The sequence below is a fragment of the Streptosporangium sp. NPDC006007 genome, from assembly GCF_040614315.1.
In the GTDB taxonomy this organism is placed as follows: Bacteria; Actinomycetota; Actinomycetes; order Streptosporangiales; family Streptosporangiaceae; genus Streptosporangium.
This window is the reverse complement of sequence record NZ_JBEXUG010000002.1, coordinates 178,476-202,862: the sequence shown is the minus strand read 5'-3', so window position 1 is coordinate 202,862 and position 24,387 is coordinate 178,476. Positions and strand designations below refer to the sequence as shown.

Annotated in this window: 15 protein-coding genes and 2 pseudogenes; 12 read left to right on the top strand and 5 right to left on the bottom strand. The window is 69.3% G+C overall.

The annotated features are described in order from the left end of the window. Nucleotides 1-31 precede the first annotated feature (31 nt). Entirely contained in the window at nucleotides 32-1,219 is a 1,188-nt protein-coding gene (locus ABZ194_RS02330; protein ID WP_355591093.1) for a tyrosine-type recombinase/integrase, read from the top strand. 110 nt (nucleotides 1,220-1,329) lie between these two features. On the opposite strand, the gene ABZ194_RS02325 is transcribed toward ABZ194_RS02330, so the two are convergent. Continuing rightward, entirely contained in the window at nucleotides 1,330-2,397 is a 1,068-nt protein-coding gene (locus ABZ194_RS02325; RefSeq protein ID WP_355591090.1) for a hypothetical protein, read from the bottom strand. A 210-nt stretch (nucleotides 2,398-2,607) separates the two neighbouring features. Between ABZ194_RS02325 and ABZ194_RS02320 the strand changes: the two genes are divergently transcribed. From ABZ194_RS02320 to ABZ194_RS02310, 3 genes are all read left to right on the top strand, one after another. Further along, nucleotides 2,608-4,236 carry a 3' terminal RNA ribose 2'-O-methyltransferase Hen1 gene (locus ABZ194_RS02320; RefSeq protein ID WP_355591087.1) on the top strand — a complete coding sequence of 543 codons (1,629 nt, stop codon included), beginning with the start codon at nucleotides 2,608-2,610 and terminating at the stop codon, nucleotides 4,234-4,236. Further along, entirely contained in the window at nucleotides 4,229-6,805 is a 2,577-nt protein-coding gene (locus tag ABZ194_RS02315) for a polynucleotide kinase-phosphatase (RefSeq protein WP_355591084.1), read from the top strand. Before ABZ194_RS02320 ends, ABZ194_RS02315 begins: the two co-directional genes overlap by 8 nt. 107 nt (nucleotides 6,806-6,912) lie before the next feature. Next, entirely contained in the window at nucleotides 6,913-8,085 is a 1,173-nt protein-coding gene (locus tag ABZ194_RS02310; RefSeq protein WP_355591081.1) for a VLRF1 family aeRF1-type release factor, read from the top strand. 93 nt (nucleotides 8,086-8,178) lie between these two features. Here ABZ194_RS02310 and ABZ194_RS02305 read toward each other — a convergent pair whose 3' ends face one another. Next, nucleotides 8,179-8,385: a hypothetical protein gene (locus ABZ194_RS02305; RefSeq protein ID WP_355591078.1), complete on the bottom strand. Its 207-nt coding sequence runs from the start codon at nucleotides 8,383-8,385 to the stop codon at nucleotides 8,179-8,181. A 462-nt stretch (nucleotides 8,386-8,847) separates the two neighbouring features. Here ABZ194_RS02305 and ABZ194_RS02300 point away from each other — a divergent pair, with 462 nt between their 5' ends. Further along, entirely contained in the window at nucleotides 8,848-10,257 is a 1,410-nt protein-coding gene (locus ABZ194_RS02300) for a sugar porter family MFS transporter (protein WP_355591075.1), read from the top strand. A gap of 9 nt (nucleotides 10,258-10,266) precedes the next feature. Continuing rightward, nucleotides 10,267-10,872, top strand: coding sequence for a G/U mismatch-specific DNA glycosylase (gene mug, locus ABZ194_RS02295; RefSeq protein ID WP_355591072.1), 606 nt, complete (start codon nucleotides 10,267-10,269; stop codon nucleotides 10,870-10,872). Here mug and ABZ194_RS02290 read toward each other — a convergent pair. Beyond that, a complete protein-coding gene (locus ABZ194_RS02290; RefSeq protein WP_355591068.1) occupies nucleotides 10,841-11,221 on the bottom strand; it encodes a DUF1707 domain-containing protein in 381 nt (126 codons plus the stop codon). The two genes, mug and ABZ194_RS02290, sit on opposite strands and share 32 nt — an antisense overlap. A 7-nt stretch (nucleotides 11,222-11,228) precedes the next feature. Further along, nucleotides 11,229-12,017 carry a PadR family transcriptional regulator gene (locus ABZ194_RS02285; RefSeq protein ID WP_355591062.1) on the bottom strand — a complete coding sequence of 263 codons (789 nt, stop codon included), beginning with the start codon at nucleotides 12,015-12,017 and terminating at the stop codon, nucleotides 11,229-11,231. A gap of 787 nt (nucleotides 12,018-12,804) precedes the next feature. Between ABZ194_RS02285 and ABZ194_RS02280 the strand changes: the two genes are divergently transcribed. The 6 genes and pseudogenes from ABZ194_RS02280 to ABZ194_RS02255 form a co-directional block, all read left to right on the top strand. Then, the gene (locus tag ABZ194_RS02280) at nucleotides 12,805-13,533 is read left to right on the top strand and encodes a metal-dependent hydrolase (RefSeq protein ID WP_355591058.1); all 729 of its coding nucleotides are present in this window, start codon (nucleotides 12,805-12,807) and stop codon (nucleotides 13,531-13,533) included. A gap of 210 nt (nucleotides 13,534-13,743) precedes the next feature. Continuing rightward, nucleotides 13,744-16,515, top strand: coding sequence for an aconitate hydratase AcnA (gene acnA / locus ABZ194_RS02275; RefSeq protein WP_355591057.1), 2,772 nt, complete (start codon nucleotides 13,744-13,746; stop codon nucleotides 16,513-16,515). Between the two features lie 229 nt (nucleotides 16,516-16,744). Continuing rightward, nucleotides 16,745-17,470: a sulfite exporter TauE/SafE family protein gene (locus ABZ194_RS02270; protein ID WP_355591054.1), complete on the top strand. Its 726-nt coding sequence runs from the start codon at nucleotides 16,745-16,747 to the stop codon at nucleotides 17,468-17,470. A 487-nt stretch (nucleotides 17,471-17,957) separates the two neighbouring features. Beyond that, nucleotides 17,958-19,475, top strand: a complete 1,518-nt coding sequence (locus ABZ194_RS02265) for a DUF6531 domain-containing protein (protein ID WP_355591051.1) — start codon at nucleotides 17,958-17,960, stop codon at nucleotides 19,473-19,475. Next, nucleotides 19,399-22,218, top strand: a pseudogene (locus ABZ194_RS02260) (hypothetical protein); the annotation flags it as partial. The gene ABZ194_RS02265 and the pseudogene ABZ194_RS02260, both read left to right, overlap by 77 nt. A gap of 519 nt (nucleotides 22,219-22,737) precedes the next feature. Then, nucleotides 22,738-22,887, top strand: a pseudogene (locus ABZ194_RS02255) (transposase family protein); the annotation flags it as partial. A 696-nt stretch (nucleotides 22,888-23,583) separates the two neighbouring features. On the opposite strand, the gene ABZ194_RS02250 reads toward ABZ194_RS02255, so the two are convergent. Next, nucleotides 23,584-24,363 (bottom strand): neutral zinc metallopeptidase, encoded by a 780-nt coding sequence (locus ABZ194_RS02250; RefSeq protein WP_355591048.1) that lies wholly within the window; start codon nucleotides 24,361-24,363, stop codon nucleotides 23,584-23,586. Nucleotides 24,364-24,387 lie beyond the last annotated feature (24 nt).

The following is a 24,387-nucleotide window of genomic DNA, read 5'->3' as shown; positions in this document are numbered from 1 at the left end:
CCGATCCCATTCCCCAACCCCTGGAGGGCTGATGGCGCGCTATCGCAGGCTCCCGTCCGGTCTCTGGCAGGCCACCGTGGACCTGCCGGGCGGGAGGCGTATCACTGAGTCCGACAAGCTGAAATCCGTCGTCCAGTCTTGGGCGAAGGAGCAGGAGGCGAAAATCGCTCAGGGTCACAAGGTCAATCCGCGTGCCGGGCGGATCACGGCAGGGGAGTGGTACGCCACCTGGTGGCCAGCCCGCGTCGTCGAGGACGAGACCCGCCGCGGGGACGAAGCCCAGTTCCGGTTGCGGATCCTGCCCTACTGGAGGGAGTGGCGTCTGGGTGATATCGGCCGTATCAACGTCCAGGAGTGGGTGCGGCGGATGGAGAAGCAGGGTGTCGGCCGGTACGCGATCCGCCGATCGTACAACCTTCTGGCCAGCATGCTCGGCGACGCCGCCCTGGAGGGGGTCATCCAGGCATCGCCGTGCCAGAAGGTTGCCCTGCCCGCGACCGTGGCGAAGCTCCCGTCATGGTTCACCCCGGATCAGGTCGCCGCGATCGTCGCCGAGCTGCCCGAGGGGCATGGCGTGATGACCGACCTCATGTGCTACGCCGGGCCTCGGTGGGGCGAGGCCGCCGGCGTCTGCGGCGCCGAGCGCGACGACGAGACGGGCAACCCGATCGACTGGTTGCGCGGGAAGGTCTCGATCTGCGGAGTCGTCTCCCAGCGCGGGAAGTGGAAGGAGTACCCGAAGAACTCCTCTTCCCGGCGTGAGGTGCCGGTGCCCCGCTGGGTGCTGGAGCGGATGGCCCCGCTCATTGCCGAGCGAGGCCGGGACGCCTTCGTGTTCGTGACGCGGCGCCGGTCACCGAAGGCCGAGGAGCGGGCACTGCTGTCAGGGGCGAACTGGCGAGTCGTCTGGTATGAGGCGATCGACGCGGCGAACGAGAAGATCCGCGAGAACCGAGGGCTCCCTGCCGCCCAGCGGGTCGAGCCGGTGCCGAGGTATGACCCGCACGACTGTCGGCACACAGCGGCGAGCTGGCTCGTGCAGGCCGGGGTCGATCTCTACAGGGTCAAGGACCTCCTGGGCCATGCTTCGTACCAGACGACTCTTCGGTATGCGCACCTTGCTCCCGGCGCGCACGGAGAGATTGAGGCGGCGTGGTCGAAGATCAATGCGCATCAGATGCGCACGGCGCTTGATCGTGAGTCACTGTCCTCTATCTGAGCTGGGAAAACGGAAATTTGATGTGTTCCCGATGACCCACCACGTGGAGTGCGTGACCCTGCTGGTCAGGGACGCGGTCTAGCCTTTGGCCGCGGGATGCGCTGCCATCTCTAGCGGGCGATGTCGGCGAGGAGACGTGTCACGCCGGTGGTGGGGGTGGCGCCCCGGGTGGAGAGCCAGGCCAGTCCGTTACGGCTGGTGAAGGCGGCGAGTCTGCGGGCGTCGGCCATGTCGAGGTCGCGGGGGCCGGTCAGGACGGGGGTGAGGGCGACCCGGCGCCAGGAGGTGGAGCCGCCCAGGGATCGGGCGATCTGAGGGTGGGCGGTGCGGACGGCCGAGGCGACCGAACGCAGGCGGGGCCGTCCGGCGGCCCCGTCCTGGATCGGGACCAGGAGGTTGACCGTGGTGATCTCGGCGCCGCCCTCCCTGGTGGTGCGGAGCATCTCCTGGTCGCCGCGGGTCAGCCCGGCGCCGGTCACCGGCAGGGTGAAGCTCACCGTGAGGGGACGGCCCCCGGCGGCTGCCTCCCGCTGGAGGGCCGCGATCGCACTCGCGCGGCGCAGTACGGTCTCCCCGTCGGCCGGACCCCGGATCTCGAAGTCGATGTAGCCGGCGCCGAAGGTGTCGACCGCCTGCCGGTAGGCGTTGAGAAGACGGCCGGGGTCGGTGCAGGCGGCGGCCAGTTCGCGCCCGACGGGGCCGCCGAAGACCAGCCCGGCGTCGCCGCCCGCCGCGCGCAGGCGGCCCAGCCGGGCGGGGCCGGGGACGCCCCCTCGCCTCCCCGGCCCCGCCCAGCCGGGGGTACAGCCGCCCGGTCCGGCGGTGAGGTGTCCGAGGGTGAACCAGCGGACACGGCCCCGCCTGGCGGGCCTGGGCAGCGGAGGGAGCGGGGCACGGGCCGCGTTCACGAAGGTCACGAACCCCGACGGGCGGGCGATCCGTCCGGACGGCCTGTCGGCGGGCCGGCTGGCGGGCCGGGTGGCCGGTGAGGGGGGCGCCGTGGCGGCCGCGGGGGGCGCGGGGCGGGCCAGGTGCTCGTCCGGCTTGGCGGGCAGCAGCCAGATCGCGACGCCGGTCCCGGTGACGAGCGCGACCCACGCGAGAGCGATGACGGACCGGGGCGGGGTGCCGGGTTCGCGGGCGCGGCGGGCGATGGGACGGTCCGTCGTCGTCGGCATGGGGCCACCTCCTCGGCTGCACCGGGCGATCGCGGGGAGTGCTCGACCCGTCACGTGGCGCACCGGAGGTCCGAACGCTAGCAAGTGTCCCCGCCACGCCGTTGGCTTTCTACGGATGCCGTCCGTAGTGCCCGGATAATGACGTTCATCTCCGTCAAGTCATCAATAACCCATGGCCGGGTAGATCGGACATCAGGCAGACTGAGCCAGGTGTTGCTCACGATCTCCACGACCCTGCGGCCGGCCACGGATCTCGGATTCCTGCTGCACAAGCATCCGGACCGGATTCAGGAGTTCGCCCAGTCGTACGGCGTGGCCAGGGTCTTCTACCCGGAGGCGGGCGAGGAGCGCTGCACCGCGGCGCTGCTGCTCGACGTCGACCCGATCGGCCTGGCGCGCTCTCGCGGCCGGTCCACGCCCGACCACGCGCTGGGGCAGTACGTCAACGACCGGCCCTACGCCGCGTCGTCGCTGCTGGCGGTCGCGCTGGCGGAGGTGTTCCGCACGGCGCGCGCCGGGCACTGCCGCAGCCGTCCCGAGCTGGCCGCCGGGCCGATCCCACTGGAGATCACACTGCCCGTACTGCCGTGCGGGGGCGGCCCGGACCTGGCGCACCGGCTGTTCGAACCGCTCGGCTGGGCGGTCGGGGCGGATGCCGTACCGCTGGACGAGGGGTTTCCGGAATGGGGTGACTCGCGCTACGTCCGGCTGTCGCTGCGCGGTGAGGTCCGGCTGGCCGACGCGCTCAACCACCTGTACGTGCTGCTCCCGGTGCTCGACGACTCCAAGCACTACTGGGTCGCGTCCGACGAGGTGGACAAGCTGATCAGGGCGGGTGAGTCCTGGCTGGCGGGCCACCCGGAGAGGAGCCTGATCACCCGCCGCTACCTGGGCCGCAGCCGGGCACTCACCCGCGCCGCCTTCGCCCGCCTGGCCGAGCTGGGCGACGATGTGGAGGAGGACCTCGACCCCCCGGTCGAGGAGGACTCCCCGATGCCCGCCGCCGGCTCCGAGGCCGTCTCGGCGTCCCGGATCGCTTCCGGCCCCGAGTCCACCGCCGAGCCCGTCCCCGGCTCTGTTCCCGAACCGGCGCCCGTCCCCGAACCCGTCTCCGGGCTTGAGCCCGGCTCCGGCGCCGTTTCCGGCTCCGGGCAGGCGGGGGAGGTGCCCAGGCGGCCCCTGAACGTCCTGCGGCGCGAGGCGGTGCTCGGCGCGCTGGAGGAGCTGGGCGCGCGCACGGTCATCGACCTGGGGTGCGGGTCGGGGCAGCTGGTCGGGGAACTGCTGGGCAGGCCGGGGCTGACGAAGGTGGCGGGCGCGGACGTGTCGGCGCGGGCGCTGGCCCTCGCGGCCAGGCGGCTGAGGCTCGACCGGATGCCCGACCGGCGGCGGGAGCGGCTGGAGCTGTTCCAGGGCGCGCTGACCTACACCGACGAGCGGTTCGCCGGATATGACGCAGCCGTGCTCATGGAGGTGGTCGAGCACGTCGATCCGCCTCGGCTGGGCGCGCTGGAGCGGGTCGTCTTCGGCGCCGCCCGGCCGGGAAACGTGATCGTGACGACCCCCAACGCCGAGTACAACGTGCGTTACGAGTTTCTGGACGGCATGCGTCACCCCGACCACCGTTTCGAGTGGACCCGGGCCGAGTTCCGGGCGTGGGCGGCGAGGGTCTGCGACGAGTACGGCTACCGTGTCGCGTTTCGCCCGGTCGGCGACGACGACCCGCGGGTGGGGCCACCCACCCAGATGGCCCTGTTCGCCGTCGGGGACGGCGGGGACACCGGAGGCGGCGGGGAGGAGACCCGGGGCGCCGCAGGAGAGGGAGGCGGAAATGGTTGACATCGCGGTGCCGGAGATGTCGCTGGTCGTGCTCGTGGGGGTGTCGGGCAGCGGGAAGTCGACCTTCGCCCGCAGGCACTTCACACCGACCCAGGTGATCTCCTCCGACTTCTGCCGGGGCCTGATCGCCGACGACGAGAACGATCAGTCCGCCACCCCCGACGCCTTCGACGTGCTCAACTACATCGTCGCCACCCGCCTGCGACGGGGACTGCTGACCGTGGTGGACGCCACCAACGTCCAGTGGGAGGCGCGGAAGAGGCTGATCGACCTGGCCAGGTCACACGACGTGCTGGTCGACGCGATCGTCCTGGACGTGCCCGAGCGGGTGGCGATCGACCGCAACGCGGACAGACCCGACCGGGCCTTCGGGCCGCACGTGGTCCGGCGGCAGTGCAAGGAGCTGAGGCGGTCCATGGGAAAGATCTCCCGGGACGGCTTCCGGCGGGTCCACGTGCTGCGCGGGGTCGAGGAGATCGAGGCCGCCGTGGTCGCCCGGGAGCGGGCCTGGACCGACCGGCGCGAGCTTGCGGGGCCGTTCGACATCGTCGGCGACGTGCACGGCTGCCGCGCCGAACTGGAGACGCTGCTGCGCGGCCTGGGCTGGGAGGTCGATCCCGGCGGCGCCGGCGCGGCCCACCCCGAGGGCCGGACGGCGGTCTTCGTCGGTGACCTCGTGGACCGGGGGCCGGACTCGCCGGGCGTGCTCCGCCTGGTCATGGGGATGGTCGAGGCCGGGACGGCCCTGTGCGTCTCGGGTAACCACGAGCAGAGGCTGGCCCGCGCGCTCAACGGGCGCAAGGTCAAGGTCGCCCACGGGCTGCGGGAGTCCCTGGACCAGTTCGACGCCTGCCCCGAGGAGTTCCGCAAGGCCGCGCTGATCTTCATGGACGGCCTGATCAGTCACTACCAGCTCGACGGGGGCGGGCTTGTCGTGGCGCACGCCGGGCTGAAGGAGGCGTACCACGGCCGCGCCTCCGGCCGGGTGCGCTCCTTCGCGCTGTACGGCGACACCACCGGCGAGACCGACGAGTACGGTCTGCCGGTGCGTTACCCCTGGGCGGGGGAGTATCGCGGCCGGGCCATGGTCGTCTACGGTCACACCCCGGTCCCCGAGCCCGAGTGGATCAACAACACGATCTGCCTCGACACCGGGGTGGTGTTCGGCGGGCGGCTGACCGCGCTGCGCTATCCGGAGCGGGAGATCGTCTCGGTGCCCGCGGAGCGGGTCTGGTACGAGCCGGCCAGGCCGCTCACCGCCCCCGGCCACCGCGAACCCGGTGTGCTCTCCATCGAGGACGTCCGGGGCACCAGGCACATCGAGGTGCGGTACGGCGGTGGACGCATCAAGGTCCGGGAGGAGAACTCGGCCGCCGCGTTGGAGATCATGAGCCGGTTCGCGGTCGATCCGCGCTGGCTGGTCTACCTGCCGCCCACGATGGCGCCGCCGGAGACCTCCGGGCTCGACGGCTACCTGGAGCACCCGGCCGAGGCGTTCGCCGAGTTCGCGGCCGCCGGGGTCGGCCGGGTCGTGTGCGAGGAGAAGCACATGGGGTCGCGGGCGGTGGCCGTACTGGCAAGGGACCCGAGGGTCGCGGCGGCGCGGTTCGGGGTCACCGACGGGACCGCCGGGGTGGTCCACACCCGGACGGGCAGGCCCTTCTTCGACGACACCACCGAGCTGGTGGACCGGCTCAGGCGGGCGTGCGCGCCGCTCATGGACGAGCTGGGATCGGACTGGCTCGTCCTGGACTGCGAGTTGCTGCCCTGGTCGGCCAAGGCGGAGGGGCTGATTCGCAGCCAGTACGCGGCGGTGGGCGCCGCGGCCCGCACCGCGCTGCCCGAGGCCGTCGCCCTGCTGGAGGCGGCGGCCGGGCGCGGAGTGGATGTGGGCGATCTGTTGGGCCGCACCCGCCGCCGCCATGTCAACGCTGCCCGGTTCAGGGACGCCTATGCGCGTTACTGCTGGCCGGTCTCCGGCCTGGACGGGGTACGGCTGGCGCCGTTCCAGATCCTGGCCTGTGAGGGGCGGGCGACCGCCGTGCACGAGCCGCACTCCTGGCATCTGGAGATGCTCTCCCGGCTTGACGACCCGCTTGTCGCGCCCACCCGGCACGTGTTCGTGGACCTGGCCGTACCGGAGTCCAGGGACGCGGCGACGGCCTGGTGGTCGGCGCTCACCGCCGCCGGTGGGGAGGGCATGGTGGTCAAGCCGCTGGACCGGCCGGCCTGGACGGGGGAGGGCGGCGCCGATCCCACGGAGGCGGCGGAGGCGCGGGTGACGGAGGCGCGGCCGGGTGAGGCCGGCCGCGGGACCCGGGTGCAGCCGGGGATCAAGGTGCGCGGGCAGGAGTATCTGCGGATCATCTACGGCCCCGACTACACCGAGAGCCTGGAGATCCTGCGCCGCCGCTCGCTGGGCCGCAAGCGCTCGCTCGCCCTGCGCGAGCACGCCCTGGGGTTGGAGGCGTTGTCGAGGCTGACCGAGGGCGAGCCGCTCTGGCGGGTGCACGAGGCCGTCTTCGCGATTCTGGCGCTGGAGTCCGAGCCGGTGGACCCGCGTCTGTGATTCCCGGGTAAAGACCGGTGAAGAAGGAGGGCATATTACCGATTGCGACGATGGTCCCCTCCGTCCCGCTCCCTAGTGTGGAGATTCGAACCACCAGGGGGGACGTCGTGGAATTCCGGCATTTCGATCGTGCGGCGCTGCGAGAGGTCGTCTCCATGAGCGACGCGCTGGGGGTGCTGTCGTTCTACGTGACCGCCTCCCCACGGGAGGAGTCGTCGGTCCGGCCCGCATGGCGGATCCGCTTCGGCAACGAGTTGTCCGCCCTGCGGGAGCGGGTGGCGGCGGATCCGGACCGCGCGCGGCGGATGGCCGTGCTCAAGCGGCTGGAGGAGCTGGAACCCGACTTCCGGCAGCTGCTCGACCCGTCGGAGTCGGGGCTGGGCCGGGTGATGTTCGTCCCGGCCGGTGACGGCGAGGTCCGGGCCTTCTCCTTCCAGCTGCCGGTCGCCGACCAGATCGTGATGGAGTCGACGGCCTACGTGCGCCCGCTGGTCAACATGGTCGAGGCCGCGCCGCCCGCCGGGCTCGTCGTCCTGTCCCGCGACGGGCTACGCATGATCGACTATCGGTACGGCCTGGCCGAGGACATCGGCAGGACCCCCTTCGAGATCGTCTCGGAGGACTGGAAGCAGATGCGCGGTCCCGCGTCCTCGGAGCTGGCCCGGCAGGCCGCGACGCACCGGGACAAGTTCGAGCGGCGCGTCGGGGAGAACCTCGCCAGGCACCTGCGCGCCGCCGGGTCCCGGGTGACCGAGGAGGCCGGCGGCCGGGGCTGGCAGACGATCGTGCTGCTCGGGGACGTCCAGCTGACCGAGATGGCGGCGCCGGCGGTGAGCGGCGACGTCATCCAGGTCGACGCGGTGGTGGACTCGCTGCCTCCGTCGAAGCTCGCTGAGTACGTGGAGCCTCAGCTGCTGGCCGCCAGGACCCGGCACGGTGTGGGGCTGGTGAACCGGGTCAAGGACGCCGCGCTGTCCGGCGGGCAGGGCGCCCTGGGCCTGGGACCGGTGCTCGCCGCGCTGAACGAGAGCAGGGTGTCGCAGCTGTTGCTGGACGAGTCCCGCGAGTGGAGCGGCACCCGCGCGGCCGACGGGCGCCTCTACCCGCCGGAGGTGGTCGCGGAGGGGGAGTCGCCGCGGACGCTCGTGCGGGAGCCCACGATGGGGGAGCGGATGATCGAGCGGGCCCTGGACATCGACGCCGAGGTGATCGTCCTGGACGGTGAGGCCGCGGAGACGCTCGCCGAGTTCGACGGGGTCGCCGCGATTCTGCGCTGGTAAGGCCGGTGAGGGGGCTTTCGCCCGTGGTCCGCCGGCCGGGTCATCCGGCCAGGCCGCCGTCTCCCGTCCCTCCGGTTCTCCCGCCCGCGGTCTCTACGTCTCCGGCTCGCCGGTCCGGTCTCCGGCGTGGGCGTGCATGCACTGCCCGGTTCCCATGCACATCCGGCACTCCTCGGTCACCCGGACGAAGACGATCTCTCCGTTCTCCTGGACGCGGGGTTTCTCCGGAGCCCAGGTTCCGTCGCCGTCGCACCATCGGCACGGCAGCTCGCAGTGGTGCGCGCCTTCGGCTACGTACACTTCCCGCTCCCGCCGCATATGTGGCAATTCTCTGGGGACTTCACCCATATAACCGATCCGTCTTCCTGTTTTCTGGGTCGTTCATAGGTGATCTTGCCTGTTCCAGTGCACTGTCCGCAGTCCGGAACGGGCTTTCCCATGAGGTTCTCCTGAGGTTCTCCCGCGGGTGACGGAGCGGGTCGCCGGGTGCCGCTCCTCCCGAGAGCCAGGCCGCCGGGCCGTGGTCGCGACCCAACGGTAGCCGGGTGTCCCGCCGGCCACGACCGGTTCCGGCGCTCCACCTTCCCGAGGGTGGTGGCCGGATGACCACACCGAGTCCTCATTCGACCACCATGAGACACTCACCCTAGGGGAGAAACTGAGTTTCCGCAGTTCAGAGCAGAGGCGACACCATGATCGGGAACGGGGCGACCTCGTGGAAGCGGCCCTGTTACGCATGTGTGTTTCGGGGAAAGGACTGTCATGGCCGGTACCACCCCATCGGGCACCTCCAGTGAGAACCTGGGGCACGTCGTCTTCATCACGGCCGCGGCTGCGATCGGCGGTTTCCTCTTCGGCTATGACAGCGCCGTCATCAACGGCGCCGTCACCGGTATTCAGCGGCACTTCGGCGTCGGCCCGGTCCAGATCGGGTTCGTCGTCGCGATCGCGCTGCTGGGGTCGGCGATCGGTGCGTGGATCGCCGGGCGCATAGCCGACCGCTGGGGACGTACCAGGACGATGCAGGTGGCCGCGCTGCTCTTCGCGGTCAGCTCCATCGGCCAGGCCCTGCCGTTCGCGATCTGGGACCTGGCCTTCTGGCGCGTGCTGGCCGGCGTCGGAATCGGCATGGCCTCGGTGATCGGCCCCGCCTACATCGCCGAGGTCGCACCGCCCGCCTACCGGGGACGGCTGGGCTCCTTCCAGCAGCTCGCGATCGTGCTGGGCATCGCGGTCTCCCAGCTCGTCAACTACGCGATCGCGCAACTCGCCGGGGGCAACGTCAACAACAGACTGCTCGGCCTGGAGGCCTGGCAGTGGATGCTCGGCGCCTGTCTCGTACCGGCTCTGCTCTATCTGCTTTTCTCGACCATCATCCCCGAGTCGCCGAGGTTCCTCGTCGCGGTGGGGAGGACGGAGACGGCGCGCCTGGTGCTCAGGGAGGTCGAAGGCGAGGGCGTCGACCTGGACGAGCGGCTGAGGGAGATCGAGAACTCGCTGCGCAGCGAGCGCCGGCCGACGCTGCGCGATCTGCGCGGCCCGTCGTTCGGGCTGCTGCCGATCGTCTGGATCGGCATCCTGCTCTCGGTCTTCCAGCAGCTTTCCGGCATCAACGTCATCTTCTACTACTCGGCGTCGCTGTGGCAGTCGGTCGGCATCAACCAGAGCGACTCGCTGCTGATCAGCTTCTCCACCTCGATCATCAACATCGTCGGCACCTTCATCGCCATCGCGCTGGTCGACCGGATCGGCCGCAGGCCGCTGTTGCTGATCGGCTCGGCCGGCATGACGGTCGCGCTCGGCGTGGCCGCGTGGGCGTTCAGCGCGGGCATCCCCAGCGGGGACACGGTCAGGCTGCCCTCGACGCAGGGGGCCGTCGCCCTGGTCGCCGCGCACGTCTTCGTGCTGTTCTTCGCGCTGTCGTGGGGTGTCGTGGTCTGGGTGCTGCTCGGCGAGATGTTCCCCAACCGGATCAGGGCCGCCGCGCTCTCGGTGGCCGCCGCGGCCCAGTGGGTGGCCAACTGGCTGATCACCGTCTCGTTCCCGTCCCTGGCCAAGTGGAGCCTGGCCGGAGCCTATGTGGGCTACGCCTTCTTCGCCGCGCTGTCGCTGGTCTTCGTGTGGTTCAAGGTGCGGGAGACCAAGGGGCGCAAACTGGAGGAGATGGGTTAGGTTTCCCCCATGCCTCCGGCTAACCCCGTACCTCCGGCGGACCCCGTACCTCCGGCGCGGACCGCGCCGCCGACCAGGGCCGAGCTCGACGCGGCCGCGGACCGGACGATCGACGACGTGCTCGGGCCGTCCCTGGACGTGCTGTTCTGCGGCATCAACCCGGGCCTCTACTCGGCGGCCACCGGGCACCACTTCGCCCGCCCCGGCAACCGCTTCTGGCCCGCGCTGTACCGCTCGGGTTTCACCCCCCGGCTGTTCGCTCCGGCGGAACAGTGGGAGCTGCCCTCCTACGGGCTGGGGATCACCAACGTGGCCGCGCGGGCCACCGCGCAGGCGGCGGAACTGTCCCCCGAGGAGTTCCGCGAGGGAGGCGCACGGCTGGCGCGGCTGGTCGCCGAGGTTCGGCCCCGGGTGCTGGCGGTGGCGGGGGTGACCGCCTACCGGACGGCGTTCGGGCGGCCCAGGGCGGCCATCGGACCTCAGGAGACCGGGATCGGCGACGCGGCGGTCTGGGTGCTCCCCAACCCCAGCGGGCTGAACGCCCACTGGACGCTGGATCGGATCGCGGGGGAGATGCGGCGGCTCAGGGAGTCTCTCCCCCGGCCGGCCACCTGACGCGGCGGCCGAGCCGCCGGGCGTGCGCCTCGGCGAGGTGGTGCCGGCGCCCGCGCGCTCCACGCCACTCCCCGGGTCCGGCACGACCGGCCCAGGGCGGCCACACGCTCTCCCCGTCGCCCATGGCCCCGCCGGGGCCCTCCGGCCGGCCGGGGTGGGAGCCGTACAGGTCGGGGAGGTCGGCGCCCGCCAGGGCCAGGTCGCGTCCGGTCCGCGCGGACAGGACCAGTTCGAGGCGTTCGCCGAGCTCCTCGTGGGTCAGCCGGCCCTGCGCGTAGTGCTCACGCAGGGCCGTCATGGCCGCGTCGCGCTCGGCGTCTCCGATGCGGAGATCGTCTGGGGACGTCATCGTGGGGTCACTCCTCGCCGGGGTCGCCGTCGGCCAGGATCCGGTAGAGACCGCGGCGCGTCTCGATCATGATCTGCCTGGCCTGCCGGATCTGCGCCTCGCTCCCGGTCTGCAGAACCTGGAGCATGGCGAACCCCGACTGGCGGGCCAGGTCCATCAGCTCCCAGGTGCTGTCGCCGATGTCGGGCGTCATCTCCTCCCAGGGGGCACGCACCTCGTCGGGGTGCTCGGCCACGTAGACCAGGCCCGCCTCGGTGAGCCGGAAGGACTTGCGGCCGTCGCTCTCCTCGGACAGGACCAGGCCCTCGTCGGTGAGCTGCTGGAGCGCCGGGTAGACCGCGCCCGGGCTGGGCTTCCACCCGCCCTGGCTGCGCTGGGCGATCTCCTGGATGATCTGGTAACCGTTCCGCGGCTCCTCGGAGAGCAGGGCGAGGATCGCGGCGCGGACGTCGCCCCGCTTGGCCTTGCGCCCCCGCCCGAACGGGCCTCCCCCGCCGAAGGGACCGCCGCCGCCGAACGGGCCACCCCTGCCGAACGGGCCGCCGCGGCCGAAGTCCCAGGGGAAGGCGCCGCCGGGGAAGGACCCGCCGCGCCGCTCCCTGTGCCGGTGCTCGTGTGGACCGAAACCGTGCGGGCCGTGGTCGTGGGGGCCGTGCTCGTGCGGCCCCGGGGCCCCGTGCCGCCAGTCGGCGGCCATGCCTCTGAGGGTCTCCCGCGCGGCCCGCTTCAACCGGCGCCGGATCTCGTGGGGGTTGGCGTGGGCCCAGGGGCCGCCCATCGCTTCTGCGGAAGTCACGGTGCCTCCCTCATGGCGATCGTCCTTCGATCGCTCTCGATGCTTCAAAGATATATCGAGAACATTCTAACGACAACCCTCATGCGACGACTCCGTCCCGCCTTTCGGCGGTCGCGGAGAGTGGTCATTCCATGACTCGACAAAAAAGTGACGTAGATCACGTAATTCTCGGCCGAATCTGGAACAAGTACCGAGACCTGCACGTTACAAAGGACATAGACGGGATTCGTTCCGTGCCGGAAGGGCTGGGGGGTGCTTTCGGTGCGGAACGGTCCCGTCTGTTATTTCTAAGGCGCGAGACGGGATTGGCCGGAGATTTTTCGGTGAACCTCTCGCACGGCGGGCGTTGGCGGACGCCCTCCCGTCGGAGGTTCCCGCAGGTCGGCCAGGTGCGCCGCGCCGATGTCCCATCGCCGGCACCCGGCCCGTCCTGGGTGTCGGCCTCTGCGACCGCCCGTCCGGTGCTCTCGCGGTACGGGAACGTTCCAGCTGCCGGATCCCCGCGTACCGCCGGCCGTACCTCCCGGCGGTCACCTCGCCCGGCGCATGGCCCCGAAGATCCGGGGTGTGGTCTCAGGCTCCGCCGGAGCGGTCTGGCGTCGGCGCGTACGGCGGGTGCCCGGCGCGTGCGGGTAATCCCGGAATCCAGCAAAAACGAATGGCTCTCATGTGTCAGATTGATCTCGCCGGAACGACGCGCCGGTGGTGCAGAATGGCACGGTCCTCTGCTTAAGTCGGGCTTTGCCGTACAGTCGCCCAGCGTGATCATGATGGGAGTGTTTGGCCAATGATGGGGCACACGCACGCGCTGACGGGGGCGGTGGCCTGGCTCGGGGTGGCGCCGACGCTGGCCGCCCTGCCGCTGCTCACGGAGTCCTCCAGGTTCATAGAGACCGGCGTCATGGTGCACGCGCTCACCCCCGCCGAGTTCATCGCCGGAGCGCTGATCTGCGCGGGTGCCGCGATGCTGCCGGACCTGGACCACCCCAGCGCGACGATCGCCCAGACCTTCGGCCCGATCACCTGGGGGCTGAGCAAGGCCGTCGCGTGGCTGAGCGGAGGTCACCGCCACGCCACCCACTCGCTGCTGTTCGCGATCGGGGCCGGGTTCGGCGCCCACTATCTCGCGAGCACCTATCCGATCGGCCGGGACGTCATGGTCCTGCTCCTCATCGGCCTGGCGCTGCGGGCCGTCGGCGTCGGCGTCCCGGGCAAGAAGTTCGCCTCGGCGATGGTCAACATCGGCCTGACGATCGGGCTGTTCGCGGTGTTCCGCAATGACCACGTGGGCTATGCCTGGCTGGGGGTGGCCGTCGCGGTCGGCTGCCTGGTGCACGTCGTGGGGGACTGCTGCACGGAACAGGGGTGCCCGGTGCTGTGGCCGATGAGGCAGCGCTGGCTGCTGCCGTGGAAGATCGGCATCAAGACGGGCCGCGCCTTCGAGCAGAAGTTTCTGGCCCCGGTCCTCTCCGTCGTCGTCGTCGGGTTGCTGTACTTCCGGCTTGTGCAGGCCTGAGCGTTCTGTGCGGTCCTGAATTTACTGAAGAGTAACTTGATGTCGAGATATATTCCGCGATATCTTGATGTCGAGACATCCGCTGCAGCCTGTGGAAGACCCGTCGGTTAGGCATACCTCATCGACGTGGGCGCTCCGGTGGTGCGGCAGGATTCAGATGTGCCTTTTATGTGGGTGCGCCAGACAACCGGGTGATAAGGGAGGCGAATCGTGTCCGCGAACAGCTTCGGCAGCCGTGACACGCTCCGCGTCGGTGACGCGGAATATGAGATCTACCGGCTGGACGCCGTCGAGGGGTCGGGACGTCTCCCATACAGCCTGAAGATCCTCTTGGAGAACCTGCTCCGTACCGAGGACGGCGCGAACATCACCGCCGACCACATCCGCGCCCTCGGCCAGTGGGACCCGGCGGCCGCGCCCAGCGTGGAGATCCAGTTCACCCCGGCCCGCGTGATCATGCAGGACTTCACCGGGGTGCCCTGCGTCGTGGACCTGGCCACCATGCGCGAGGCCGTACGCGACCTCGGCGGCGACCCCGCCAAGATCAACCCGCTCGCGCCGGCCGAGATGGTCATCGACCACTCGGTGATCGTCGACTTCTTCGGCGGGGCGGACTCCTTCCAGCGCAACGTCGACCGGGAGTACGAGCGCAACCGCGAGCGCTACCAGTTCCTGCGCTGGGGCCAGACCGCCTTCGACGAGTTCAAGGTCGTCCCCCCGGGCACCGGCATCGTGCACCAGGTGAACATCGAGCACCTGGCCCGCGTGGTGATGATCCGCGACGGCAAGGCCTACCCCGACACCTGCGTCGGCACCGACTCCCACACCACCATGGAGAACGGCATCGGCGTCCTCGGCTGGGGCGTCGGCGGCATCGAGGCCGAGGCCGCGATGCTCGGCCAGCCGATCTCCATGCTGATCCCGCGCGTGGTCGGCTTCAAGCTGACCGGCAAGCTCCCCGCCGGGGCCACCGCCACCGACCTGGTGCTCACGATCACCGAGATGCTGCGCAAGCACGGCGTCGTCGGCAAGTTCGTGGAGTTCTACGGCGAGGGCGTGTCCAGCGTGCCGCTGGCCAACCGGGCCACGATCGGCAACATGAGCCCCGAGTTCGGCTCGACCTGCGCGATCTTCCCGATCGACGGCGAGACCATCGGCTACCTCCGGCTCACCGGCCGCTCCGAGGAGCAGGTCGCGCTGGTGGAGTCCTACGCCAGGGCCCAGGGCCTCTGGCTGGACCCGGCGGCCGAGGAGCCGGTCTTCTCCGAGTACATCGAGCTGGACCTGTCCACGGTCGTCCCGTCCATCGCCGGCCCCAAGCGCCCGCAGGACCGCATCGCGCTCTCCGACGCCAAGCGGGCCTGGCGCGCCGCCGTCAAGGACTACACCCCGAGCATCCAGGGCCCGACCGACGAGTCGTCCGACGAGTCGTTCCCGGCCTCCGACTCCCCGGCGATCTCCCACGGCGGCAACGCCGACCGGCCGCACGCCGCCGACCTCAACGGCGATCGCCCGTACCGGCCGGTCCAGGTCACGCTCTCCGACGGCACCGGCTTTGAGATCGACCACGGTGTGGTGACCATCGCGGCCATCACCAGTTGCACCAACACCTCCAACCCGTACGTCATGATGGGCGCCGCGCTGCTGGCCAAGAACGCGGTGGACAAGGGCCTGACCCGCAAGCCATGGGTGAAGACCTCGCTGGCCCCGGGTTCGCAGGTCGTCACCGGCTACTTCGACCGAGCCGGCCTCCAGCCGTACCTCGACAAGATCGGCTTCAACCTGGTCGGCTACGGCTGCACCACCTGCATCGGCAACTCAGGCCCGCTGCAGGAGGAGATCTCCGCCGCCATCCAGGCCAACGACCTCGCGGTCACCGCGGTGCTGTCCGGCAACCGCAACTTCGAGGGCCGGATCAGCCCCGACGTCAAGATGAACTACCTCGCCTCGCCGCCGCTGGTCGTCGCCTACGCCCTCGCGGGCACCATGGACATCGACCTGAGCACCGAGCCGCTGGGCATCGGGGCCGACGGCGAGCCGGTGTTCCTCGCCGACATCTGGCCCTCGCCCGAGGAGGTCTCGGCGGTCGTCGCCTCCTCGATCGACCAGGACATGTTCCTGCGCGACTACGCCGACGTGTTCGAGGGCGACGAGACCTGGCGGTCGCTGCCGATCCCCACAGGCAACACCTTCGACTGGGACCCGGCCTCGACCTACGTCCGCAAGGCCCCCTACTTCGACGGCATGCCCCCGCAGCCGCAGCCGGTCACCGACATCACCGGCGCGCGGGTGCTGGCCAAGCTGGGCGACTCGGTCACCACCGACCACATCTCCCCGGCCGGGGCCATCAAGGTCGGCACCCCCGCCGCCGACTACCTCCGGCAGCACGGCGTCAAGGTCGGGGACTTCAACTCCTACGGCTCCCGCCGAGGCAACCACGAGGTGATGATCCGCGGCACCTTCGCCAACATCCGGCTGAGGAACCTGCTCCTCGACGGGGTGGAGGGCGGTTACACCCGTGACTTCACCCTCGACGGAGGCCCGCAGTCCTTCATCTACGACGCCTCCGCCAACTACCAGGCCGCGGGCGTCCCGCTCGTCATCCTGGCCGGCAAGGAGTACGGCTCGGGCTCCTCCCGTGACTGGGCGGCCAAGGGCACCGCGCTGCTCGGCGTCCGCGCCGTGATCGCCGAGTCCTACGAGCGCATCCACCGCTCCAACCTCATCGGCATGGGGGTGCTGCCGCTGCAGTTCCCCGAGGGCGAGACGGCTGAGTCACTGGGCCTGACCGGCGAGGAGACCTTCGACATCACCGGGGTGGAGCGGCTCAACGAGGGCGTCGTGCCGCGGACCGTCACGGTCAGGGCCGGCGACAGGGAGTTCCAGGCGGTCGTACGCATCGACACCCCCGGAGAGGCGGACTACTACCGCCACGGAGGCATCATGCAGTACGTCCTGCGCTCCCTGCTGGCCAAGAGCTGAACGAGGGCGGGCGGGGTCCACGGGGGCCCCGCCCACATCGGGGGAGACCCCGGACGACGACCGCCCGGCGGGAACATCATCCCGCCGGGCGGCTCCGTGCTCCCGGAAGACGTCACCCTCTCCGCCGGGCCTCCTTCGCCGGTTCGGCGGGCCGCGCGCCCGCCCGCCTCCGCCTGGTGGCAGGCGGCCGGTCGCCCGGCTCGGCGGCGCAGGCCGTACGGTCACACTCATGAACCATGAGGTGTTCCTGCTCTGCGCGGTGGGACTGGCGGTGTTCGTCGGGGCGATCGTGCAGGGGGCGGTCGGCTTCGGAGTGGGGATCGTGGCGGCGCCGGTGGTCATGCTGCTCAACCCCGGGGTCGTGCCGGGGGCCGTCCAGGTGGTGAGCGCGGTGATGCCGATGTTCACGCTGGCCACCGAGTGGCGCAAGGTGGACTGGCGGGGGCTGGGCTTCGCGCTCCTGGGCAGGGTGCCGGGCAGCCTCCTCGGCGGCCTGGTCGTCGTCCAGGTCTCCACCCGGGCGCTGGGCCTGCTCGTCGGGATGATGGTGCTGGTCGCGGTCGGTCTCACCGCCTGGGTGGTGAGCGTGCCGCGCACCGGGCGGACCGTCACGGGGGCGGGCTTCATCTCCGGGATCGCCGGCACCGCGACCGGAATCGGCGGGCCGCCGATGGCCCTGGTCTACCAGAACGCCAAGGGGCCGCAGATCAGGGCCACCCTGGGGATGTTCTTCATGCTCGGCGCCGTCCAGTCGCTGATCGTCCTGGCGGTGCTGGACAGGCTCCCACTCCGGGCGCTGACCTTCGGGGCACTGCTGATCCCCTTCCTGATCGCGGGTTTCCTGGTCTCCGGACCGCTACGGCGCTTCCTCGACGGGGGCCGGGTCAGAATCGCCGTCCTCATCCTCGCGGGCGCCTCGGCCCTCGCCCTCATCGCCCAGAACACCATCGGCTGAACCTCCGTCCCTGAATCGTTACCGGCCACAATGGAATGTCGCGGCCAAGAGCCTGGTGTTTCCGTCGGAACAGAAATACATTGCCCCCGGCAACTTTCGTCCGCTGCCGAAATGTGATCTGGGTCCGCTGTCGTGTGGATTTTTTCGGAGACACGAGGAAATCCACCGACGTGTTCCTTGCCGCATGCTGCCCCATGTCAGCTTCACTGACTGTCACTGTCGGTGATCGCACATGTGAGAATGTTGCATTCCCGACTTTCGGCCCCTGATTTGTTTATTTATTTCTTATGTAGATCTTGTGTATTGGAACGATCGATGTATACATTTCGATCGTTTGTGCTGTGTTTGACCCCAACTGCCACTCCTTGGCCTTCGGCTTGAGTTTCCCGTGGGGTGGGGCGGCGTGGTGGCTTGGTCTTCGGGCTGAGTGGTTCGGAAGGTGACAGCTTTGCGCCGTAATTCGTCATGGCCGAATTCAGCCCGATGGGTGCTTCTTGTCGTCCTTGGGATTCTTCCGGGCCTGGTGCAGATCAACGCCCTGCCCGCTGCGGCGGCCGCGCAGGCTGCTCTTTTGACGCAACCCCCCGGCACCCCGGACCAGTTGTCCGGCTCGGCGGCGAATCTGCCCTCGCTTGTTTCCGAGAAGGCCACGGCCACCTCGGTCAAAGTCTCGGCGTCCGCCGCGAAGAAGTCCTCGCGGACGAAGGGGGCACTGCCGGTTGAGGTGCGCACTCTGACGTTCACCGACCACTGCTCGGCGTACCCGTACTACAACTCCATGACCCTGTACTCGGCGGGGACGGTGGTCGCCTACAGCGGGCATGTGTGGACGGCGCGGATCGAGTCGGTCGGCCAGGCACCCGGGAGCGGATGGGGCGGTTACTGGATCGATGGTGGGGTCTGCCCGCCGCCGCTGGATCCCGAGCCGACCGCGCAGCCGCCGTCGTTGTCGCAGATGTTCCCCGCCGACCAGCAACTGGTCGACTCCCGCACCCCACTGCTGGTGGCCGACGGCCGTAGCAACGACGGCAACTACCCGGTCCGGCTCACCTTCAAGGTCTGCGACGACGAGAACATGACCGGCAGCGGATGCCTGTCGTCCGGGGAACTGGCCGAGGACGTGATCGCCTGGCGGATCCCGGCGGCCAACAAGCGCGCCTGGAGTAAGCAGTACTGGTGGACGGCGAAGATCAAGGACTCCCACAGCGGGCTGACCACCACCAGCGGTGCTTGGACCTTCACCACCGGGGTGCGCCAGCCGGCCATCACCTCGCAGTTGGCCACGCGTGGCGTCAACGGGCAGGAGTTCCAGCAGTTGGCCGGCAACTACACCACGACGGCCACCGACGCGTCTGTGGCCGGTGCCGGGCCATCTTTGTCGATCGTGCGGTCCTACAACAGCATGGACCCGCGGAAGGACGGGCTGTTCGGGGCGGGTTGGTCGACCCGATTCGACATGAAGGTCCAGGCAGAGACAGGCGGAGCGGTGGACACGCTGCTGGTGACCTACCCCGACGGCCGCCAGGTGCGCTTCGCCGCCAACGGGGACGGGACCTTCCAGCCGCCGCCGGGCATGTACGCCACGCTGGCCGAGGTAAGCGGGGGCGGATGGCGGTTGATGGACAAGTCCTCCACCTCCTACCTGTTCGACGCGCAGGGGCGGCTGACGAAGATCACTGACGCCTACAGCCGGGGACTGGAGCTGGAGCGGGCGACCGACGGCAAGCTCACCAAGGTCACCGCGTCCGGAGGGCGGTTCCTGACCTTCGCCTGGAACGGCACGCACGTGGCGTCGGTGTCCACCCCGCCGGTCAACGGCACGGCCCTGACATGGACCTACACCTACCAGAACGATCAACTCACTGTTGAAGTCACAGAAGAACGCCAAGAACGACGAGACGACCTACCGCTACACGGCGGCCGGGGATTTGGCCGAGCAGACCAGTCCATCCGGTCTGAAGACCGCGTTCACCTACGACGCGCTGGGCCGGGTGCTCTCGCGTAAGGAGATCTCGCAGGCCAACCCGGGCGGGGTCACCTCGACACTCACCTATGACGGAGTGGGCCGGCTGCTCACCCAGACCGGCGCCGGGGTGAAGAACGAGGTCACGAACGTCACGCACACCGCCAAGGCGAGCTACACCTACGACGCGGACGGCAACCGGCTCACCGAGACCCTCACCGACCTGACCGGTGGCGACCCGGCGCGCACCGTCACCTACACCTACGACGGTGGTGGCCGCGTCGCATCGGTCACCGACCCCGAGGGCGGTGTGACCCACTCCACCTGGGACACCGTCGGTGCCCGCGTCTCGGCGACCGACCCGCTGGGTACGGTCTCCACCTTCGCCTACACCAAGCGCGGCGAGCCGGCCACCAGGACGCTCAAAAACTGGACGGGCAGCCCGGTCAGCCCGCAGACCGCCCAGGACGTGGTGCTGGAGTCGTACGCCTACGATCCCGGCGGCCGGTTGGCCGGCAAGGTCGACGCGATGGGACGCAAGACCTCCTACACCTACTTCGCCGACAACCGTCTGTCGCAGGTCATCGCCGACGGCGCTCGGCTGAACGGGTCCACCACCCCTGCGAACGTGGTGCTGGAGGACAACGTCTACGACGCGGCGGGCAACCTCACCACGCAGGTCACCGGGGGCGGCAAGGCCACCGTCGACCACGTCTACGACGCCGCCGGCCGTAGGACCTCCACCACGTTCGACCCGGCCACGCTCAAGCGCAAGACCGCCTACACCTATGACGCGCTCGGCAACGTCATCGGTAAGGCGCTCACCGGCGCGGGCAGCACCCGGGTTGAGTCCACCGACTACGTCTACAACGCGCTGGGGCAGGTGACCCGGCAGACCGTGGAGAACGGGACCGTCGATCTGGTCTCCACCTGGACCTACGACGACCGTGGCCTGCTGACCGCGCAGACCGACCCGCGTGGCAACGCCTCCGGCGCCACCTCCTCCGACTTCACCACCACGCTCCGTCACGACCTCGCCGGTCAACTGGTCGAGTCGACGTCACCTCAGGTGAAAATCGAGAAGAACGGTTCCGCCGTCGACGGACGGCCCACCGTGAAGTACGGCTACAACAGTGTCGGCCTGCTCACCCAGGCCGTCGACGGCGAAGGGCGGACCATCACCTCGGCCTTCGACAAGACCGGCCGTCTGACCTCCGTCACCTCACCCGCCTATACTCCGCCGGGCGGGAACGCGGTCACTCCCCAAGTCGGCTTCGGTTACGACGCGGCGGGCCGTAGGACCACGGTCACGGATGAACGCGGTTACGCCACCACGGAGTACGACGCGCTGGGCAACCCCGTGAGAGTGACCGATCCGGGTCCCTCGGGGCCGGGCGGCCAATGGGTGTCGGAGTACGACCTGAGGGGAGAGAGACTCGCCACGGTCGATCCGACCGGCGCCCGCGCCGAGGCCACCTATGATGACCTGGGCCGCAGGATCACCCAGACGCAGATCGAGCGCAAGCCCACCACCGCGACGCTCACCACCACCCTGACCTACGACACCGCCGGCAACCTCACCAAGAGTGTCGCGCCGGGCAACAAGACCACCACCTACGTGGTCAACGCCGCCGGGCAGATCACCGCCACCACCGATCCGCTCACCCACACCGCCACAGTCGGTTACGACTCCCTGGGGCGCGAAGCCAAAGTCACCGACCCGCTGGGCAACGCCACCGAGGCCGAATACGACCTTGCCGGGCGGAAGACCACGGTCAAGGACCTCGACGGCACCGGGGCCACCGTCCGCACGCTCGGCTTCGGCTACGACCCCGCTGGAAACCAGACCGGTCGCACCTCCGGTGAGGGCCATGTCACCCGGCGGGAATTCGACGCCCTGAGCCGGATGACCTCGATCATCGAGCCGGCATCCGCCGGCAGGTCGATCACCACCACGTTCGGCTACGACGCGACCGGCGCTCGCACCCGCACCACCGACGGCCGGGGCGACCCGACCTGGACCACCTACAACGCCCTTAGCCTGGCCGAATCGGTCACCGAGCCGTCAACCGTCGCTCACCCGGCTGCCGCCGATCGGACCTGGACCACCGTCTATGACGCCGTCGGCAATCCGGTCGCCACCCTCCAGCCGGGTGGGGTCCGCGTCGACCGGCAGTTCGACCCCCTTGGCCGGCTGGTCAACGAAGTCGGTACCGGCGCCTCGGTCACCACAGCCGGACGTACCTACACCTATGACCAGGCGGGTCGCAGGACGGCGATTGGTGACTACACCCTGGAGTACAACGACCGTAGCCTGCTGACCAAGGTGTCCAAGGCGACCAGCCAGGTCGCCACCTATGCCTACGACGCTCTGGGTAATCCCGTTCAGCGCGTCGACCCCACCGGCATCGCCACCTACACCTGGGACGACGCGGGCCGCCTGGCCACCGCCGTCGACCCGGTGACAGGCCGTACCCTCACCTACGGTTATGACAGCGCCGACCGTGTCACCAGCCAGACCTCCGCCAATCCGGTCAACACCCAGACCTTCACCTACGACACCGTCAACCGGCCTGCCTCCCACATGCTCAAAAGCAGTGCGGGCACCGAACTGGCGAAGATCGTCTACGGGTGGGACAAGGACGACAACCTCACCGCCAAGACGACTTCCGGCACCGCGGGCGCCGGAACCGACTCCTATGGCTACGACCACTCAGGACGTCTGACCTCCTGGACCGCCCCCGGCGGCGCGACCACCGACTACACCTGGGACGACTCGGGTAACCGCACCAAGGCCGGTACCAAGACCTTTACCTACGACGAACGCAACCGCCTGACCAACGGCGACGGCACCGACTACACCTATACCTCCCGCGGCACCCTTGCCACGGAGACCAAGACGGGCGTCACCCGCAACCTGACCTTCGACGCCCTCGATCGTCTCATCTCCGATGGAGACACCACCTACGGCTACGACGCCCTTGGCCGGATGACCTCCCGTACGAAGGGGGTCGATCAGCAGCGCTTCGTCTACTCCGGCCTGGAAAATGACATCGCCACCGTCACCGACGGAGCCGGAGCAATCCAGGCCAAGTACGGCCGCGCCCCCTCCGGTGGCCTGCTCAGCCTGCAAGAAGGGGGGACCGCGGCCCTCGGCACGATGACAGACCTGCACGGCGACCTCGTCGGAACCTTCTCCGGCACCGCCTGGCGCTACGTCGGTGAGACCGTCGCTCCGCTCGCCCGGTGTTCTCCCCGCCTGGAGCAGGTGTCGCGCGCGGCCAAGCGCGCCGGGTACGCCTTCGTGATCCTGGACGGCACGCTCATCCCGATCGACCGGGTGGCCGCCGACCGGCCGCACCACTCCGGCAAACACCAGCGGCACGGCATGAACATTCAGGTCGTCGCCGCCCCGGACGGCACGCTTCTGTGGATGTCGGGCTCGCCGCCGGGATCGGTGTCTGTGTCCTGCAGATGCGCGAGGCAGGATGAAAAAGGCTCAGTGTGTAGCTTGTATAGTGCGGGCTAAGAAGTTTATGGATGGACGATCTGTGCAGGTGGCCGTCCTGGATCGACGATCTGTCTCCACCTACGAAATAGAGATTGCCTACATTTAGTTATTAAACTACACCGCTTCGCGGCATCTTTGGCGAATGGGTGTTGTCATTGTGTTCGCATTGATTGTCTTGGGGTGCGTATCGGCAATGGAAGCGTTTCTCCTCCGGTTTTGGCTTGACGATGTCGGGCGGCCGAAAATCCGGGTCGTGTACGGTGACGTTATATGGCTGGCGGGATATTTCAAGGAGTGTCGACAGTATTTTGGAGATCAGCGAAAACCAGTTCCTTGAACTGGTCGCCGTCCTCGATCAGCATGTGAAAAATGGTCGGTGATTGACCGAACACACATGCGGATCCCAAAGGCGAACTGCTGAAACCGAGGTACCCCAGAGCATTTCGGCCAGGTTGAGTTGGTCGTTGACTTCATGGAGGAAAGAGAAAACCACCCGTCGCGCGGCTGTGGGGCGGCGACGGGTGGTTGGTGGTGGGGCCGTATGGCGGTTACCACCGAGGTGGGCGGTGGCCGTCAGGCGGCCGACCGCCGCGAGATCGGGGCAGAGGCCGGGCGCCGGTTGGGGGCGGGGACGAGGGGTTAGGAGACCTTGGACTTGGGGGCGGAGAAGGTGTTGCAGGCGTTCGGGCTCTCGGTGTCGAAGCCTCGCTTGACCCAGTAGGCGATGTTCTTGGACTTGCCGTGGCTGGCGGTGTCGTAGGCGGCCTCCACGACGTAGGTGAAGTCGGACTCCACCCGGTCCAGGGAGCGCCAGACGCTACCGATGAAGGCGCCGCTCAGGCACTCGGCCTGGAGTTCGATCTTGCGGACCTCGGCGAGGTATGCCTTCTGGCTCCTGTACTTCCTGGTGTTGAAGGAGCTCATGATCCCGGAGAGCTGCTGCACGTGGTGGCCGTACTCGTGGGCGATCACCTCGAACAGGAACAGCTCGGTCGCCTGGGAGAGGATTCCCGGGTCGAGCAGGAAGGTGATCTTCTTGTTGAGCGGGCAGTAGACCGCCTGGGCGCCCTTGGGGAACCTGCCGCAGCCGGTGGGGACGCCGGTGCGCGAGGTCGTGACGAACGCGGGCTTGGAGAAGGGCAGCTTGGCCTTGGACATCTGGTCCCGCCAGCTCGTGTTGAGGCAGTCCACCACGAATTCGAGATAGACCCGGGCGGCGTCCAGATCGTCGGGCTTGACGGGCTGCTCCTCGCACGTCTTGATCTCGAACTGCCCGCTCCGGTAGATCGGGTTGTTGGTCTGGGCGCTCTTGCCCGTCGGCACCGGCCCGTTCTGCTCCAGGGCGCCCGCGCCGGCCGTGCCGGTGAGCAGCAGGCTCGCGAGCACGCCGGAAACCAAGGGGATGAGGGGGATACGCATGATCCCGCACCTTAATGGAGGTAA